This is a genomic window from Streptomyces sp. TP-A0874 (genome assembly GCF_001748085.1).
Taxonomy (GTDB): Bacteria; Actinomycetota; Actinomycetes; order Streptomycetales; family Streptomycetaceae; genus Streptomyces.
Window position 1 is genome coordinate 191,415 of the sequence record NZ_BBZK01000005.1, and the last position, 16,706, is coordinate 208,120.

General features: G+C 68.0%; 15 protein-coding genes, 1 tRNA gene and 1 pseudogene. 10 read left to right on the forward strand and 7 right to left on the reverse strand.

Annotated features, from left to right (window positions below; genetic code table 11):
- Positions 1 to 123 precede the first annotated feature (123 nt).
- Complete coding sequence (locus tag BGP73_RS08445) at positions 124 to 798, forward strand: Crp/Fnr family transcriptional regulator (protein ID WP_069813325.1); 675 nt, start codon at positions 124 to 126, stop codon at positions 796 to 798.
- 101 nt (positions 799 to 899) lie between these two features.
- On the opposite strand, the gene BGP73_RS08450 is transcribed toward BGP73_RS08445, so the two are convergent.
- The 5 genes from BGP73_RS08450 to BGP73_RS08465 all read right to left on the reverse strand — a co-directional run bounded on the left by BGP73_RS08450 (position 900) and on the right by BGP73_RS08465 (position 4,129).
- A complete protein-coding gene (locus BGP73_RS08450; RefSeq protein WP_069813327.1) occupies positions 900 to 1,730 on the reverse strand; it encodes an MBL fold metallo-hydrolase in 831 nt (276 codons plus the stop codon).
- Complete coding sequence (locus BGP73_RS08455) at positions 1,727 to 2,611, reverse strand: NUDIX hydrolase (protein ID WP_069813329.1); 885 nt, start codon at positions 2,609 to 2,611, stop codon at positions 1,727 to 1,729. Before BGP73_RS08455 ends, BGP73_RS08450 begins: the two co-directional genes overlap by 4 nt.
- A 164-nt stretch (positions 2,612 to 2,775) precedes the next feature.
- Positions 2,776 to 3,243, reverse strand: a complete 468-nt coding sequence (locus tag BGP73_RS08460) for a RidA family protein (protein WP_069813331.1) — start codon at positions 3,241 to 3,243, stop codon at positions 2,776 to 2,778.
- Entirely contained in the window at positions 3,240 to 3,398 is a 159-nt protein-coding gene (locus BGP73_RS22570) for a DUF4177 domain-containing protein (RefSeq protein WP_107473996.1), read from the reverse strand. The genes BGP73_RS08460 and BGP73_RS22570 overlap by 4 nt, the downstream gene beginning before the upstream one ends.
- A 398-nt stretch (positions 3,399 to 3,796) precedes the next feature.
- Positions 3,797 to 4,129 carry a WhiB family transcriptional regulator gene (locus BGP73_RS08465; RefSeq protein WP_069813334.1) on the reverse strand — a complete coding sequence of 111 codons (333 nt, stop codon included), beginning with the start codon at positions 4,127 to 4,129 and terminating at the stop codon, positions 3,797 to 3,799.
- A 480-nt stretch (positions 4,130 to 4,609) separates the two neighbouring features.
- On the opposite strand from BGP73_RS08465, the gene BGP73_RS08470 reads away from it, so the two are divergent.
- The 7 genes from BGP73_RS08470 (at position 4,610) to BGP73_RS23050 (ending at position 11,785) form a co-directional block, all read left to right on the forward strand.
- A complete protein-coding gene (locus BGP73_RS08470; protein ID WP_069813336.1) occupies positions 4,610 to 6,826 on the forward strand; it encodes a transglycosylase domain-containing protein in 2,217 nt (738 codons plus the stop codon).
- Positions 6,827 to 6,908: 82 nt separating this feature from the next.
- Positions 6,909 to 7,844, forward strand: coding sequence for a metallophosphoesterase (locus tag BGP73_RS08475; RefSeq protein WP_069813967.1), 936 nt, complete (start codon positions 6,909 to 6,911; stop codon positions 7,842 to 7,844).
- Positions 7,845 to 8,091: 247 nt separating this feature from the next.
- Positions 8,092 to 8,165 (forward strand) — tRNA-Pro (locus BGP73_RS08480).
- Between the two features lie 237 nt (positions 8,166 to 8,402).
- Positions 8,403 to 9,041, forward strand: coding sequence for a creatininase family protein (locus tag BGP73_RS08485; RefSeq protein ID WP_069813338.1), 639 nt, complete (start codon positions 8,403 to 8,405; stop codon positions 9,039 to 9,041).
- Between the two features lie 56 nt (positions 9,042 to 9,097).
- Positions 9,098 to 10,774, forward strand: coding sequence for an Eco57I restriction-modification methylase domain-containing protein (locus BGP73_RS08490; RefSeq protein ID WP_079127351.1), 1,677 nt, complete (start codon positions 9,098 to 9,100; stop codon positions 10,772 to 10,774).
- Between the two features lie 12 nt (positions 10,775 to 10,786).
- On the forward strand, positions 10,787 to 11,512 hold the full coding sequence (locus BGP73_RS08495) for a PaeR7I family type II restriction endonuclease (RefSeq protein WP_069813340.1): 726 nt from the start codon (positions 10,787 to 10,789) through the stop codon (positions 11,510 to 11,512).
- A 117-nt stretch (positions 11,513 to 11,629) separates the two neighbouring features.
- Positions 11,630 to 11,785: a hypothetical protein gene (locus BGP73_RS23050; RefSeq protein ID WP_170837783.1), complete on the forward strand. Its 156-nt coding sequence runs from the start codon at positions 11,630 to 11,632 to the stop codon at positions 11,783 to 11,785.
- Positions 11,786 to 11,824: 39 nt separating this feature from the next.
- Here BGP73_RS23050 and BGP73_RS08500 read toward each other — a convergent pair whose 3' ends face one another.
- Positions 11,825 to 12,949, reverse strand: coding sequence for a hypothetical protein (locus tag BGP73_RS08500; protein ID WP_139134542.1), 1,125 nt, complete (start codon positions 12,947 to 12,949; stop codon positions 11,825 to 11,827).
- An 874-nt stretch (positions 12,950 to 13,823) separates the two neighbouring features.
- Here BGP73_RS08500 and BGP73_RS08505 point away from each other — a divergent pair.
- Positions 13,824 to 14,549, forward strand: a complete 726-nt coding sequence (locus BGP73_RS08505) for an SEC-C metal-binding domain-containing protein (protein ID WP_139134543.1) — start codon at positions 13,824 to 13,826, stop codon at positions 14,547 to 14,549.
- A 319-nt stretch (positions 14,550 to 14,868) separates the two neighbouring features.
- On the opposite strand, the pseudogene BGP73_RS23290 reads toward BGP73_RS08505, so the two are convergent.
- Positions 14,869 to 15,267 (reverse strand): annotated as a pseudogene (locus tag BGP73_RS23290) (tyrosine-type recombinase/integrase); the annotation flags it as partial.
- A 262-nt stretch (positions 15,268 to 15,529) separates the two neighbouring features.
- On the opposite strand from BGP73_RS23290, the gene BGP73_RS08515 reads away from it, so the two are divergent.
- Entirely contained in the window at positions 15,530 to 15,940 is a 411-nt protein-coding gene (locus tag BGP73_RS08515; RefSeq protein WP_069813348.1) for a DUF3224 domain-containing protein, read from the forward strand.
- Positions 15,941 to 16,706: the final 766 nt, after the last annotated feature.

Genomic DNA, 16,706 nt, shown 5'->3' on the forward strand with positions numbered 1-16,706 from the left:
AATCGGCCCCCTGCTGTGCGGCACACCGCCCCGATGCGGGACACTTGTGTTTGATCACACAGTTTTACCGTCCGGCATCAGGGGGAGCTCGGTGCCCTGGGCATGTCGACAAGGAGAGATCACGTGGACGACGTTCTGCGGCGCGCGCCGCTTTTCGCGGCGCTCGATGACGAGCAGGCCGCCGAGCTTCGCGCCTCCATGACCGAGACCACCCTCGCGCGGGGCGAGGCCCTGTTCCACGAGGGCGAGCCCGGCGACCGGCTGTACGTGGTGCTCGAGGGCAAGGTGAAGCTCCACCGCACCTCCGCGGACGGCCGGGAGAACATGCTGGCGGTGCTCGGCCCCGGAGAGCTCATCGGTGAGCTCTCGCTCTTCGACCCGGGACCGCGTACGGCGACGGCCAGCGCCCTCACCGAAGTGAAACTCCTCGGCCTCGGCCACAACGACCTGCAGCCGTGGCTCAACGTCCGCCCCGAGGTGGCCAGCGCCCTGCTGCGCGCTGTGGCCCGCCGACTGCGCCGCACCAACGACACCATGTCCGACCTGGTCTTCTCCGATGTCCCCGGCCGGGTCGCCAAGGCCCTGCTGGACCTCTCGCGCCGCTTCGGAGTGCAGTCGGAGGAGGGCATCCACGTCGTCCACGACCTGACCCAGGAAGAGCTGGCGCAGCTCGTCGGCGCCTCCCGGGAGACCGTCAACAAGGCTCTCGCCGACTTCGCCGGCCGCGGTTGGCTGCGGCTGGAGGCGCGCGCCGTGATCCTGCTCGACGTGGAGCGCCTCGCCCGCCGCTCGCGCTGAACCGGCGGTCGCGGGTCTGACGCGCGCCCCAGGCCCGAGGCTGCCCGAACCGGCTCGGCGCGGCCGAGCAGCCCCGTCCCCGTCGACGATCCGGTCAGCCCTCAGGCCGGCCCGCGCCCCCGCAGGTACTCCAACTGGGCTCGGACCGAGAGCTCCGCCGCCGGCCACAGCGAACGGTCCACGTCCGCGTAGACGTGCGCGACGACCTCGGCGGCGGTACGGTGCCCGGCTTCCACGGCGGTCTCCACCTGGGCCAGCCGGTTCGCCCGGTGCGCCAGGTAGAACTCCAGCGCTCCCCGTGCGTCGCCCAGCACCGGGCCGTGCCCCGGCAGCACCGTGTCCACCCCGTCGTCGACGGTCAACGAGCGGAGCCGGCGCAGCGAGTCCAGGTACTCCCCCAACCGCCCGTCCGGGTGGGCCACCATCGTGGTGCCCCGCCCGAGCACCGTGTCACCGGTGAGCACCGCCCCGTCGGCCGGCAGGTGGAAGGAGAGCGAGTCGGAGGTGTGGCCGGGCGTCGGCACCACCCGTAGCTCCAGACCGCCGGTCGTGATCACATCGCCCGCCGTCAGCCCCTCACCGCCCAGCCGGAACGCCGGATCCAGCGCCCGCACCGGGGAGCGGGTGAGCTCGGCGAAGCGCGCCGCGCCGGCCGCGTGGTCCGCGTGGCCGTGGGTGAGCAGCGTCAGCCCGACCCGTCGCCCGGCACGCTCGGCCGTGGACACGATCCTGGCCAGGTGGCCCTCGTCGAGCGGCCCCGGGTCGATCACCACCGCCAGGTCGGAGTCCGGCTCGGCGAGGATCCAGGTGTTGGTGCCGTCCAGCGTCATCGGCGAGGGGTTGGGGGCCAGCACGCAGACCGCGCGGTCGGTGGCCGGTCCGTCGATCCGCCCACCGCGGGGCTGACCCGGCAGCAGCGCCCCGTCCGTCATCCCGCGCTCCCTTCCGCCTCCGAGGCCGGAGCCATGCGGGTGGTGAACTCCTCGTGCCCCGGCCAGCTCAGCACGATCTCACCGTCCCGCAACTCGGTCCGGACGAGCACCGGAGTCAGGTCGCGCCCGTCGGCGGCCTCCAGCACCCGCGCCACCGAGCCGTAGCCCGTCAGCGCGCGCAGCGTGGCGATGGTCGGCGGCATCATCTGCAGTTCCCCGGCGTCGTAGCCCCGGGCCGCCTCCCCGGGAGCGATCCAGACCGTACGGTCCGCCTCCGTGGAGGCGTTCCGGGTGCGCTGGCCCTCGGGCAGGGCGGCGACGAAGAACCAGGTGTCGTAGCGGCGCGGCTCGAACTCCGGGGTGATCCAGCGGGCCCAGGCGCCCAGCAGATCGCTCCGCAGCACCAGCCCCCGACGGTCCAGGAAGTCGGCGAAGGCCGACTCCCGGTCGACCAGCGCCGCCCGGTCGGCCTCCCAGTCGTCGCCGGTGGTGTCGTCCACCACCGTGTCCGCCGTGGGGCCCGCCAGCAGCACCCCGGCCTCCTCGAAGGTCTCGCGGACCGCGGCGCAGACGATGGCCTGCGCCAGCGCCTCGTCCACCCCCAGCCGACGCGCCCACTGCGCGCGCGAGGGTCCGGCCCAGGCGACCGGCCGCTGGTCGCGCGCGTCCACGCCTCCTCCGGGGTAGGCGTAGACACCGCCGGCGAAGGCCATGGAGGCACGCCGGCGCAGCATGTGGACATCGGGACCGGAGGCCGTGTCCCGCAGCAGCAGCACGGTAGAGGCGTGCCGGGGGGTCACCGCGGTGAGGTCACCGCGCGCGAGGGCCCGGATCCGATCGGGCCACTCCGGCGGGTACCACTGGCCAATCTTGGGAGACATGGCCGGATGCTATGCCGTTCCGCGTGGTTGTTCGAGAGGCCCTCGGCAACCGCCGGGACGGTGCACCGGGTCGCGGCGGGCGGTGCGGGGCACCGCCTCGGCCGCCCGTGCTGCGGCCGGAAAGGTTCACCGCACCCGTGCCGCGTCCAGCGGGGCTTGTCCGCTCAGGAGCGGTCCAGGACCTCCACCTGGATCTCGACCTCCACGGGCGCGTCGAGCGGGAGCACCGCCACACCGACCGCGCTGCGCGCGTGTACGCCCTTCTCGCCGAGCACCTCGGACAGGAGTTCACTCGCCCCGTTGACGACGCCCGGCTGGCCGGTGAAGTCGGGCGCCGAGGCGACGAAACCGAGCACCTTGACGACTCTGACCGCGCTGAGGTCGTCCACGACGGACCTGACCGCCGCCAGCGCGTTCAACGCGCAGGTCCGTGCCAGCTCCTTGGCCTGCTCCGGCGTCACCTCGGCACCGACCTTGCCGGTGGCGGTCAGCTTGCCGTCGACGAGCGGCAGCTGACCCGAGGTGTGGACGTAGCGCCCCGTGCGCACCGCCGGCACGTAGGCGGCGAGCGGCGGGACCACCTCGGGCAGCGTCAGACCGAGCGCCGCGATCCGTTCCTCGACCGTGGTCACCCCTGCTTCTCCCGCTTCAGATAGGCCACCAACTGCTCGGTGTTCGGGCCGGGTACTACCTGGACGAGTTCCCAGCCGTCCTCGCCCCAGGTGTCGAGGATCTGCTTGGTCGCGTGGACGAGCAGCGGAACGGTCGCGTATTCCCACTTGGTCATGGTGCCGACTGTAGCCCCTGCCTCGGTCACCGTGTGCGTAGGCCGGATCTCGCTCCGGTCGAGCGAGATCCGGGTGCCGCGGCGGAGGGACGAGAAGCCCGTCGTCGGCCGCTGTTCGGCAGGAAACCGGCCGCCGTCGGCAGGAGATCCGGGAAGCGCGCGGGAGGAACTCCGCTCGGTTCCCCGCAGTGCCGGTGGTCGAAGGGGCGGCTCATGCGCGGCGACGCCCACGGCCGCCTCGGCCCGCGGACCTCTGCTCTCCGGCCGGCGGACCGCGGGTGAGTCACGCGCCGCCGGGCCGGCTCCGTATCCGGGCCGGCCGGCGCTCGGGCGGGCACACCGCGGATACGACCGGCGGTCATCTCCGGTCGTACGGCGGTGGCGCGGCTCGGCGGGGCCTACCCGACTGCCGCGTAGCCCTCTTCGTCGATCTCCGCGGGCAGCATGCCGGTGCTCCGCTCGTACTCGGTACGCGCCGTCTCCAGCAGTCGGCGCCAGGACGTGACCGTCGGACGGCGACGCAGCAGCGCTCGCCGCTCCCTCTCTGTCATCCCTCCCCACACACCGAACTCGACGCGGTTGTCCAAGGCGTCTGCGAGGCACTCTGTACGCACCGGACAGCCGGTGCAGACAGCCTTGGCCCGGTTCTGGGCCGCTCCTTGGACGAACAGTTCATCCGGATCGGTCGTGCGACAGGCCGCCTGCGCACTCCAGTCGGTTACCCAGCTCATGCTGGCGCCGTCCTCTCCCGAATTGAGGCTCCCCCACGGCGGCAACGGCATATTCACCGTTGCCAGTTGAGGACGTTACGGAAGCTGGACAGGGACGCAACACCCCCTGCAGGCCCAATCTTGAATGGCCCGAACGGACTATGCGTAGCGAGAGATCACCCAACGGAGTGACCGAGCGACAGAGTTAACACATGCGGCAAATTCGGATACTTCGCCACTTACCAACCCAGGAGCGTCGGACACAGTCCGCATTCTGGACATTTTTCCATGGACCCTCACCACGGAACTCCAAGATGGGCCCGAATCCCCGGAAGTCACACGTTCGGGGACCAACACCGCGAAACAACCCGGAGACAGGCAGGGGTGAGGAGGGAGAGGAAAGCCGACCAGGGTTGCGAACGAGCGCCGTTGTGACAGTTGAGAGCAGCTTAGGCCAACGCATGGGCCGCTGTCCGGCGAATGAGAACGTAGGCTGCCCCCATGGCAAAGAAGCGTTCGGGCGGTGGTTCGACCCCGGTACAGACGGCCGCCAAGTTCCTCGGTGTCAGTGTGCTCGCCGGAGCCGTACTGGCAGGGCTCGCGCTGCCCGCCGTGGGCGCACTCGGACTCACGGCCAAGGGCACGATCGAGGGGTTCGACGAGATCCCGGCCAACCTCAAGCGCCCGCCGCTCAGCCAGAAGACCACCATCCTCGACGCCGGGGGCAACCAGATCGCCGCCGTCTACTGGCGCGACCGCACCGTGGTGCCGCTGAAGAAGATGTCACCGCACGTCCGCAAGGCCATCGTCGCCATCGAGGACGCCCGCTTCTACGAGCACGGGGCGATAGACCTCAAAGGCATCCTGCGGGCCGTCAACAACAACGCCCAGCAGGGCGGCGTCTCCGAGGGCGCCTCTACCCTCACCCAGCAGTACGTGAAGAACGTCTTCGTGGAAGAAGCCGGCGACGACGAGGAGAAGTTCGCCGAGGCCACCAAGCAGACGATCGGCCGCAAGATCCAGGAACTGAAGTACGCCATCTCGGTCGAGGAACAACTCGGCAAGGACAAGATCCTCGAGAACTACCTCAACATCACCTACTTCGGCCAGCAGTCCTACGGCATCGAGGCCGCGGCCAAACGCTACTTCAGCAAGTCCGCCGCCGACCTGGACCTGGGCGAGTCCGCGCTGCTGGCCGGGATGGTCCAGTCACCGACCCGCTACGACCCGCTCAACGACAAGAAGAGGGCGACCGAACGCCGCGACACCGTGCTCCGCCGCATGGTCGCCCACAAGGACATCTCCCAGGCCGAGGCCGACGCGGCGATCAAGAAGCCGATCGAGCTGAACGTCACCAAGCCGCAGAACGGCTGCATCACCGCCACCAACGGCGCCGGGTTCTTCTGCGACTACATCCGCAAGACGTTCCTCGCCAGCGACGCCTTCGGCAAGACGCAGGAGGAGCGGATCAAGCGCTGGAACCGCGGCGGTCTGACGATACGCACCACGCTCGACCCGCAGGCGCAGAAATCCGTCCAGAACTCCGTGGAGAGCCACGTCAACGCCGGTGACGAGGTGGCCACCGCCGTCACCCTCGTCGAGCCCGGCACCGGAAAGATCCTGGCGATGGGCCAGTCCCGGCCCTACGGAAGCGGCGAGAACCAGACCGAACTCAACCTGTCCGTGGACGAGAACATGGGCGGCGGCGCCGGCTACCAGCCGGGGTCGACCTTCAAGCCGATCGTCGCCGCGGCCGCACTTGAGAAGGGGATCAGCCCGAGCAAGGTCTACCGGTCCCCGTACAAGATGCCCTACCCCAGCCCGGTGCAGACCTGCGGCCAGCCCTGGTCCGGCAGCGCGGAGGTCGAGAACGAGAACGAGAAGGAAGTCGGCCCGTACGGCATGAAGGAGGCCACCGCGAAGTCGGTGAACACCTACTTCGTGGAGCTGATCAGCGACATCGGTATCTGCCCGGTGACCACGATGGCCGAGAAGATGGGCATCGAGCGCGCCGACGGCGGGGAGCTGCACCAGGTGCCCTCCATAACCCTGGGCGCCGAGGAGATGTCCCCGCTCACCATGGCCAGCGGCTATGCCACCTTCGCCAACCGGGGCGTCTACTGCTCCCCGATCGCCATCGAGTCGATCACCGACTCCTCGGGCAAGGAGCTGGAGGTTCCGAAGAGCCAGTGCGCCCGGGCGATGTCGGAGAAGACCGCCGACACCATCAGCACCCTGCTGAAGGGCGTCGTGGAGGACGGCACCGGCCAGCAGGCGGGACTGAGCGGCCGGGCGAGCGCCGGCAAGACCGGAACGACGGACTACCGCTACGCGGCCTGGTTCGTCGGCTACACCCCGAACATGTCCGGCGCGGTCTGGGTCGGGGACCCGAACCACGAACGGCAGATGGTCGACATCACCATCGGCGGCAAGCCGTACCCCAAGGTCTTCGGTGGTGAGGTGCCCGGACCGATATGGCGGGACGCGATGTCCGGAGCCCTGCAGGGCAAGCCGGCCCCGGGCTTCGTCGACGTGCCGATCAAGGACCCGAAGAAGGACGACAAGCCGGGGAAGGGCAAGAAGCCCGGCAAGCGTCCCGACCGGCCCGGTAAGCGGCCGAAAGGCGAGTTCACCATCCCGCCGGGAGTGATCGGCGGCGGTGACGGTGGCGGCGGCCGCGACCGCGGCTGGCAGGACGGCGGCGGCGGACCGCGCTGACCGGCCCGGGGCGCACAGCGGACGGCAGGACGCGACGGTTCCCCGGCGGCCCCGGGGAACCGATGTCTGCCACCATGGGGCCATGCGCGCGCGATACGCAGTACCCCTGGGAATCACAGCAGTCGGCGCGGCCGGCATCGCCTACGCGGCCGGCTTCGAGGCCCGCTCCTTCCGACTCCGGCGAGTCAGCGTGCCCATCCTGCCGCCGGGCATGCGGCCGCTGCGGGCCCTCCACGTCTCCGACATCCACCTGGTCAGCGGGCAGCGGAAGAAGCAGCGCTGGCTGCAGGCGCTCGCCGGGCTCCGGCCGGACTTCGTCGTCAACACCGGAGACAACCTGTCGGACCCGGAGGCGGTACCGGAGCTGGTGGACGCCCTCGGGCCGCTCATGGAGTTCCCCGGCACCTACGTCTTCGGCTCCAACGACTACTACGCGCCCAAGCTGCGCAACCCGGCCCGCTACCTGGTGGAGAGGGTCCGGGGGCAGCACGGCCTGAACGGGAAGTCGGACCCGGCGGTCGGGGTCGCCCGGAACCCCTGGGAGAAGATGCGGGACGCCTTCGACAAAGCGGGGTGGATCGGGTTGTCCAACTCCAGGGGGCGGATGAAGCTCGAGGGCGGTATCGAGATCGCCCTCACCGGGCTGGACGATCCGCACATCAAACGGGACCGGTACTCCGAGGTCGCCGGTGGGCCGGAGGCGGACGCGGACCTCTCCCTTGCCGTCGTCCACGCCCCCTACCTGCGCTCCCTCGACGCCTTCACGGCCGACGGCTACCCACTGGTCCTGGCCGGTCACACCCATGGCGGGCAGCTCTGCGTCCCCTTCTACGGGGCACTGGTCACCAACTGCGACCTGGACACCAAGCGGGTCAAGGGGCTCTCCACCCACCGTGCCGGCGGACGCCGCTCCTACCTGCACGTCTCGGCCGGCTGCGGCACCAACCGCTACACCCCCGTCCGCTTCGCCTGCCCCCCGGAGGCGACACTGCTCACTCTGACCGAGCGCGCGGGTTGAGGGGCGGGGCGGGGCGCCGGTGGCTGCTGTGGCTGGCCGGGCGGTCGCCCCACCTCCGCCCGGCGGGCTCAGGCGGAGCCGGCACTCCGTTGGGCAGGGCCCTGTTCGGTGCGGGCGGGCGCCTGTAGGCACCGGCCCAAGAGCCGGAGCGGACCGTACCGCACCGCGACCAAACGGTCGCCGCCCGTCACCCGACAACCGGATTTCTCCTGCGGGGGTCGGTCGGCTAGAGTAGGGCTCGTTGCTTCGGGGTGTGGCGCAGCTTGGCAGCGCGCTTCGTTCGGGACGAAGAGGTCGTGGGTTCAAATCCCGCCACCCCGACAGTGAAGTACCAGGTCAGGGGCCTGATCCACACAGTGGATCAGGCCCCTGACTCGTTCCCGGTGATCGTTTGGGAGAAATCTGGGAGACGATCTTGGTCGGCTCCTCCCGGGCGGGCCGACAACTGCCGCGCGAGGGGCGTCATGTCCGGTCGCCTCACCACTGCGCGTCCGCAAATCCGGCTCCCGAGGTTCGACGATCCAGGCGGCGAGCCTGTCAGCGGACGCGGGCGTACCTGTGGCCGAGCGCGCCGGGTGGGAGATCGCAGACGCCTACCCCGTGCATCTCCTTCCGCCCATCACCATCTCGTGCAGCCACGAGCACGCGGCGTTCCCCGGCACGGTCAGCATCAGCGCCAGAACCCTGTACGCCGTGATCGACGACATCCGCGCCTCACTCGCCCGCTCGGGCATCCACAAGCTGGTGATCGTCAACGGCCACGGTGGGAACTACGTCCTGTCGAACGTGGTGCAGGAGGCCAACGTCGACGGCCCGGCGGTCTCCCTCTTCCCCCTAGGTCCAGACTGGGACCGTGCCCGCGAGTACGGCGGCCTGGAATCGGACAGGCACGCGGACATGCACGCCGGCGAGATCGAGACGTCGATCCTGCTCCACGCCGCTCCCGAGCTCGTCCGCGAGGGATACGGCAACGCGGACCACGGCGCAGCGCGTCCCTTCCTCCTCGTGCACGGGACTAGCAACTACACAGAGACCGGTGTGATCGGCTTCCCTTCGCTTGCCTCTGCGGGCAAGGGCAAAGCCGTCCTGGAAAGCCTGACGGAGGACTTCGCCGTGCACCTCAGCGCGCTCGGCGAGGCAATCGCGCCCACCCGCCCGACGCCGCCGGCCGTATCCCGCATTCCTGTTATTGGCTGACTACGCTCTGTGGATAGAAGTCAGGCTTCAGGAAGGTTCGGCGGTACTGTCCTTGCGTGGCAACTATCGCGCTGATCAGCACCGACGACCTCTCTCTTCCCGAGTCTCTGCAGGAGGCCGTGGAGCACGGTGAGGTGTTCACGCGTGCCTGGGTGGTCGAGCTCATCCTGGACCTTCTCGGTTACACGACAGACAAGGACCTCTGCGATCTGAGGCTCGTGGAACCGGCCTGCGGCGGCGGTGCATTCTTGACCGTCGTCGCCTCCCGAATCAGCGCGTCTTGCCACATGCACCCGCGCTCCATCACAGATGCGATCGACGCCGTCCGCGCCTTCGACCTGCTGGACCGCAACGTCGAACAGAGCCGAACGCTGATCGCAGAAACGCTGCAAGAAGAAGGCTGGGAGCCGAAGGACGCGAGGAAGGTCGCCACAGCCTGGGTGAGGCAGGGCGACTACCTGCTGCAATCGGACGCCGAGCATCGCGCCGACTACGTCGTCGGTAACCCGCCGTACATCCGGCTCGAAGACGTTCCCGACGACCGGATGGCCGCGTACCGCCGGGCCTGCTCCACGATGGGTGGCCGAGCCGACATCTACATCGGCTTCTACGAGGTGGCCTTGCGTAGCCTCAACCCAGACGGCCAGCTCGGCTTCATCTGCGCCGACCGATGGATGCGGAACCAGTACGGACGGCGGCTGAGGCAGCTGGTGACCAAGCACTTCAGCATGGACCTCGCCCTCGTGATGCACGATGTCGACGCCTTCGACGATCAAGTTTCGGCCTACCCCGCGATCACCCTCATCTCGAACAAGCCCCAGGGCTCAGCGGTTGCCGCGGACACGAACCGGTCCTTCGGAGCGGAACAAGCGCGGGACTTCACCAACTGGTATCTGGAGGGGAAGCCGCTGACGGTCGCCACGGCTTCCTACCAAGCCGCTCGCATGCCTCACTGGTTCCCGGAGGAGGATTCGTGGCCGGCCGCTTCGCCAGCGAGGCTCGCCGTCCTTGAGGACCTAACCGAACGCTTCCGGCTCCTGGAGGACACCGAGACCGGAACAAAGGTCGGGATCGGCATCGCCACCGGCGCAGACAAGGTCTTCCTCACCAAGGACAAGGACCTGGTCGAGGAAGACCGTTTGCTCCCCATGGCCATGGTCCGCGACACCGCTAGCGGCACGATCACCTGGGACGGCACCCACCTGGTGAATCCCTGGACGGAGAGCGGCGACCTGGTCGACCTCGACGCGTATCCGCGTCTCGCCTCCTACTTCGAGAAGCACGGCGAAGCCCTGCGCAAGCGCTACGTCGCGGTCAAACAGCCTCAGCGCTGGTACAAGACCATCGACAAGGTCGACCACCAACTCACCCATCGCCAGAAGCTGCTGTTTCCGGACATGAAGCTGCGGATCCACCCTGTCCTCGATCAAGGTCGCCTGTACCCTCACCACAACCTGTACTTCATCGTCTCGGACGTCTGGGACATGCGCGTACTCGGTGGCCTACTGCTGTCCAAGGTCGCGGAGGCATTCGTGGAGGCGTACGCGGTCAAGATGCGAGGGGGCACTCTCCGCTTCCAGGCGCAGTACCTCCGGAAGATCCGCGTCCCAGACCCGGCGGCGATTAGTGAGAGCGACCAGACCGCTCTCGCCGAAGCCTTCGACAACCGGGATGCAGAGGCTGCCACCGAGGCCGCTTTGCGTGTCTACGGGCTCGCCGAGCTGCCTGACTAGGAGGAACAGATCTTGACGGTCACCCGCCAAGACTTCGAAGACGCCATCGCGGCGTACTGGGGCGCCAAAGAACTCCAGAGAGAGCAGTCGGCGATTAAGGCCGCTGTGGGAGCAGGCACAGCAGGTTCCGTACGCGGCGGCAAGCACTTCGACGCCATCGCCATCCTGCTGTCGAAGTTCTTCCTCGACGCTGGGTACCCGCCAGAGAGCATCCGTGTCACCAAGTCACAGGGGCTCGAACTGCCTGGCTACTACCGGCCGCAGAAGCAGTGGGACCTGGTCGTCGTCCACAGGAACACCCTCGTGGCCGCCTTCGAGCTGAAGGCCCTCGGCGGCCCGTCCTTCGGCAACAACTACAACAACCGAGTCGAGGAAGCGCTCGGCAGCGCGATTGACTTGCGCCATGCAGCCTTGGCTGAGCTGTACCCAGGAGAGGAACCCTGGCTCGGATACTTCTTCATCATGCAGGACGAGGCAGGCTCTCGTAGGCCGGTCAAGCCGGCCAAGGGCGCCTTGCCCGTGGAGGACATCTGGCATGGGATGTCCTACCAAGAGCGCTTCGGTGTCTTCTGCCAGAGACTCCTGTCCGAGCGGCTCTACAACGCCGCGTGCTACATCACCTCTTCGGCCGCCGACCCGAAGCCACATGAGCCCGTCGACAAGCTCGACTGGCGCCACTTCTCTGCGGCCATAAACGCGCGGCTCGCCTATCTCAAGGACCTCGGCTTCCCTGGATAGCTACCGCGATTGCGACACCGCTGACACAGCACCCGCTAGCCGTACAGGTGCTGTGTCACGCCCAGCCTGGCCTCATCGCAGCAGAGTCGTGAACACAACGAGCGAGGATGGTGGATCGTGGAGGCGATCACCGAGGGTCTCGGCGTGTTCGCCGCGCAGTTGCGAGAGCGGAAGGGCCAGGCGGTGGCCACCTCGGTCGGGTGTAGCCGCTGCAGCGGACCCGAGGGCACCACGTACTCCCTCAGGGTCCGCCGCAAGGGCCTGACTTCCTGAACCATCGCGGTCCGGATCCTCCGCGACGCCGCCTGGCAGTCAGCGGCGGAACCCGCGGTGGGGATCTCGCGCTTGGACGTTCAGGAACGGTTCGAACCAAGCTGCCGCACGTAGATCGCCGATGCCCATGTGCTGGTTCGTCTCGCCGTCCGGGTCCTCGATCCCGTCGAAGCGAGAGTTGTAGAGCATCAGCACGTCGGTGTCCTGGAAGAACACTTCGGAGCACATGTCGAAGTCGTAGTCGTCACGGTGGGTGGGCAGTCTCCCGTGGTCACCAGTGGCATCGTCTTCGTCCCCGCGGTCTCCCGCGTCGCGGATGGCGAGGTGAAGGGCAAGTTCCTCGGCCGTGCAGGTGGGCTCCGGCCACTGCCCGCGTTCGAGGTCACCGGCGAGGTCGTCGGCGGCCCGGGCGAACTGGCGGCGCCACTGGAGGTCGGCCGCGAAGGTCAGCTTCGGGAGATAAGCGAACACTCCCCAGTGGCCGTCGTGCTCGTCTGGCACCACGGGCCTGTCACCAAGTTCCTCGCTGTCGTCGTACGCCTGATCGGCGAGCACGCACAGTTCCGTGTAGAGGATGTCGGCGGTTCGGGGGGTGAGTTGCCACTGGCACCGCTCGTCTTCGCACTCTGGGTCGTCGCAGTGCGGCGCCTCCGTCGCGAACAGCGCCGCGAAGTCCGGGCTCTGCTCCCTGGTAGACGGCGTCGCCGGCTCATCTCGGCGAACAGCCGCTGAGTACCGCCAGCCCGCACCGAAGTCGGCAACCACCGCTTCCTCGCTCCAGTCGGCGACCTCATGCCCGTTCTCGGTGCGCAGCCGCATGCCCTGAGAGGTATCCGTGACCGTGTCCGCACCCTCGATCTCGCTGTCGGACTCCCCAAGCCACATGACGGCCCCGACGAGGTCCTGCGGGTCGTCGCCCTCTGGGTCGTCGTTCGGCTGGGGCTCCCAGCCCGCGCTTCTGGCCGCCTTCAACACGGACTGCTGGTCATGCACGTGGAACTCTCGGAGTACCTCTACCCGAATGACCGGACCAGCCAGATCAGCGAGCCGTGCGTCGTTCGGGGTACGCACGGCGCGCGTGACCGCGTCGGCGTCGTCCTCGACCGAGTCATCGTCAACGTCATTGGCGATCTGCTCCCACTTCAGGAAGCTGCCGGGAGGCATGGGCCAGACGCCCGCGAGCGCGTGCCGTGCGGCACTGCGGAGGGAGGAAGCCGGAGCATCGGGCAGCTGGGCGCAAAGTTTCTCCAGCGGCTCGGGCTTCCAAGCGCCGGCGGAAGAACCGATGGCCTGCTGGAGGATGCCCACTGCTTGCTGCGCGAGTTCAGGGTGCCGGCAAGTGAGGACGGCCTGCAGTGAGGCAGGGCCCTCTCGGTGGTGGACGAGAGCGAGGATGCGGCTCTTGCTAGGGGTGTGCTCGCAGTGGAAGCCGCGGAGCGCGGCCAGGGTCGGCTGAGCAGACATGCGGAGGACTCCGAACGTTGGCGCACGGGGGCCGTGCGTGGAAGGGAGTGGAGTTCCGCTGGTGGGCACGCTGCTGACGCGCCTCCGGACGGCGAAGACTAGTGCGCTCGGCTGGTTCCCCCGGTGCTACCGGGAGTCCGGACCTGGCTTCCACAGCTTACTCACACTAAGCGGCCGATAGTGATGGAAGACCTGCCGTCCGGCCTGACCGGTTTTCGGTAGGTGACCTGCTCCTCACCGCTAACCTGGTTCGACCGTACGACGCTTGGAGGTGGCCTTGAGGCCGCAAGAGGTGATACCACCGCAACGTCTAGGCCACCTCGAACGCGAGTCCAGGGGTTACCCCGTGATCGCAACGGTTGGGCGTGACGCAGAGGGGGCAAACTTCGGAGCGATCGATGAACGGCGAAAGCTCGTACTGGCCACCTTCGACTGGTGTGCTGTCTGCGGGCTTCCCTTCGGAGATGAAGCACGATGGCAAGTGCTCCCCCACTTCGGCGACACACCTCTTCCCGAAGAAGTTGGGCTCGCAGAGGCACCCGTACACGAGATCTGCGCTGTCTACTCTGCGCAGGTGTGCCCATTCCTGTCGTCGCAAGGCGCACGGCTGGGGGATGACAAGCGCCGCGGTACGCGTCGCGAGGAAACCGTTCAGGTTGTCGGATACAGCCGCACCAAGTCGGTTGAGGCGTTCCGTTCCTCGCTGCAGGACGATCTCTTCGTCCTGCACTTCTTCCACGACAAGGTGATCGACTCCTTCGCCTACAGCGACCCGGAGGAGGTCAAAAAGCGGTACGAGGATCTCCTGGCGGCAGAACTGCCCATCGAAATCCCGGCCGCAGAGAAGGTGCTCATCGACCGGTTCAACGCGATGAGCACCCCGGACGAGCCGACCGGTGACCCAGGCGCGGTGGTAGCTGGCGCCGCCGTCATGATCGGCGCCAGCTTCGCGCCCGACATCTTTCGGGTCCAGGGGATGCGGCGCTTCGACGAACGCGACTCGTACGGGCTCATCGCTCGGCAGTTCCTGGAGCACGGCGGGCTTACTGAAGCCGCAGCGACCTTCCCTGACGCATCCGGCAAAGCAGCAGCACAATGGCTCCTGGACAAGGGCAATGACGTCCCTGCTGTGCTGTCACTGTGGCGAGACCTCGGGAAGCAGCGGGTGTCTGGGCGCACGATTCCCAGGCAAAAGCCCGTCGGTCCGGGCCGCAGCGTTGGCAAGAACACGCCTTGCCCGTGCGGGTCAGGACGCAAAGCCCGTCGATGCCACCCTGCAGGTGTACCCGAGTCTCTCTAAGCTGCGTGCAAACTCGCCTCTGCGAAGCGGCCGGCGGGAGCGTCGCCGCTTCGCGAGGCGGTCACAGCACCAGGACTTGGGAGAATTCTGGGAGATGATCTTCTTCCGGAGACTACGCGAGCCTACACCCCACCAAGCCAGACCAAGCCTCTGACCTGCACTTTCAGCAGCCACGCAGGTGTCGAGCTTGCCCGAACCTCATTCGGGACGAAGAGGTCGTGGGTTCAAATCCCGCCACCCCGACAGAGAAATACGAGTCAGGGTCACTTCCGAAATTTCGGAAGTGACCCTGACTCGTTGTGCGTGTCTATCTGCATGACTAGCGTTCCGGATCCCGCTTGAAGATGCCGTCCATGACCACGGCACCGGTCTGGATCACGGGCCGGATCTACTTCCGGTAGACCTCCTCGGTCACGGCCGTGCCGGAGTGACCGACGAGCCGGGAGATCTCCTCCAGCGGGACGCCCCGGTCGGACAGCAGGGACCCGAAGCTGTGCCACAGCTCCCTCGGTGTCCACTCGTCGGCATTGATCCCCTCGGCGTCCTTGATCGCCTGGTGGAAGGCACGGCGGACGTTGGTCGCATCGAGCAGCTTGCCCACGGCCAGAGGGCTTCCACTCATCGAGCGTCGGGAGAGCGAGCGTGCGCCGGGACTTCCGCGTCTTGGTGTCACCGCTCCGCCGTACCGACCGCCAGACGGCGTATGCGGAGGCTCGGGGCCGAGCTCCTTCGGTCACAATGGCCGAGGGGGATCACTTGCTTTCGCCCATCCGGAGAACGGTGTTGCTTTCACCTACGCGATGAACCGCGTCGTTGGAGGGCGCCACGATGTGCGAGCGGCCTCGCTGGCCGATGCAGTGCGCCGATCTCCGGGGCAATGACCTGGCTGGTGGTCGCGCGCGTTGTGATCATTAGGGTCGTCCGGCGGATCATGACGTCCGGTAGGCGCCGATGTCGGTGGAGCGGAATACGATCCGGGGATGCGAGCTTCAGGAACGTTCACAGTTGCCGGCTTCACGCCTGCGCCGGTGCCCAGCCCGCCGATTGAGACCGCGGTGCCCGTGGGGGTGTCCACGATGGAGAAGAAGTACGAAGGTGAGGTGGTCGGGCGGTCGGCCACCTTGTTCACGGCTGCGTTCAACCAGTCCACCGCCACGGGCACCTATGTCGCCATGGAATCCTTCGAAGGGACGCTCCATGGCCGGGCGGGCTCCTTCAACTTCGCTCACGCCGCGACCACCCTGGGCGACGGTGGCCGTAAGGACGAGTTCTTCGTCATTGCTCCGAGCAGCGGAACGAGTGAACTGGCCGGGATCACCGGAACCGGAGGCATGAAGGTCGACACGGACGGCACGCACCGGATCTGGTTCGACTACGAACTCGCACAGTAATACTGATCGTTGATGCGCTGAGCCGGTACGGCGATCCCCTCTGACGTGGCCGCCAGCGTTGCGTCCCCCCGGTGGCCCGCCCGGGTCCTCCAACAGAGTTGCCCCGATTCGTCGCGCATGACCAACGTGCCGCCCGGGCGGATCCTCCTCCGGGAAGACCTCACGCGCCCCCTTGAGCCGCCTTGCGCCGCCGCTTCCAGAAGGCGGCGAAGCCACTCGTCTCGGTCGACTGACCGCCGTCGGCGGCCTCACCCGTCAGCAGTGAGTTCTTCGGTGATCCGCGTGGCCACCCGGGGCGGTGGACGCCTGGCCCGCTCTTCGGTCCGACCTGCCGCCGACGGGACCATGCGCTGGAAGGCACCCCTGAGCCCCTTCCACGTCGCCTTCGAGGGCCGCCTGACCCCATCGACCACTGGCACCACAAAAACCGGGATCAACCGTGGAGTTGGCACACCCTAAGACGCCCCCACTGGATGACCGATGCCCACCAGATCCGAACCGGCCAATACCGTCCTCAATCTGACGGTCCCGCTCTCGACCGCCGACGCCCAGGCACTGGGCGACGATGTCAGGCAGCTCGCGATGCGGCGCGGCGTCCTCCTGCACGGCCTCCCGCAGTTGCGCGCCGGCAGGGCGAGTGCCGAGGATCTCCCGACGACCATCACGATCGCCGCGGGCCTGACGAACCGGCTGGCAGGCATCCGAGACGCCGCAGTACGCCACCACGGCGCGTGGGGCGGCAGGCATGGCGCGCCGGGCGAACTCC

Excerpts from the sequence above, each read along its gene's own strand:
- BGP73_RS08450 (WP_069813327.1), bottom strand. The coding sequence starts at position 1,730 with ATGACGGACGGGGCGCTGCTGCCGGGTCAGCCCCGCGGTGGGCGGATC.
- BGP73_RS08455 (WP_069813329.1), bottom strand. The coding sequence starts at position 2,611 with ATGTCTCCCAAGATTGGCCAGTGGTACCCGCCGGAGTGGCCCGATCGG.
- BGP73_RS22570 (WP_107473996.1), bottom strand. The coding sequence starts at position 3,398 with ATGACCAAGTGGGAATACGCGACCGTTCCGCTGCTCGTCCACGCGACC.
- BGP73_RS08465 (WP_069813334.1), bottom strand. The coding sequence starts at position 4,129 with ATGAGCTGGGTAACCGACTGGAGTGCGCAGGCGGCCTGTCGCACGACC.
- BGP73_RS08470 (WP_069813336.1), top strand. The coding sequence starts at position 4,610 with ATGGCAAAGAAGCGTTCGGGCGGTGGTTCGACCCCGGTACAGACGGCC.
- BGP73_RS08475 (WP_069813967.1), top strand. The coding sequence starts at position 6,909 with ATGCGCGCGCGATACGCAGTACCCCTGGGAATCACAGCAGTCGGCGCG.
- BGP73_RS08500 (WP_139134542.1), bottom strand. The coding sequence starts at position 12,949 with ATGCCTCCCGGCAGCTTCCTGAAGTGGGAGCAGATCGCCAATGACGTT.
- BGP73_RS08515 (WP_069813348.1), top strand. The coding sequence starts at position 15,530 with ATGCGAGCTTCAGGAACGTTCACAGTTGCCGGCTTCACGCCTGCGCCG.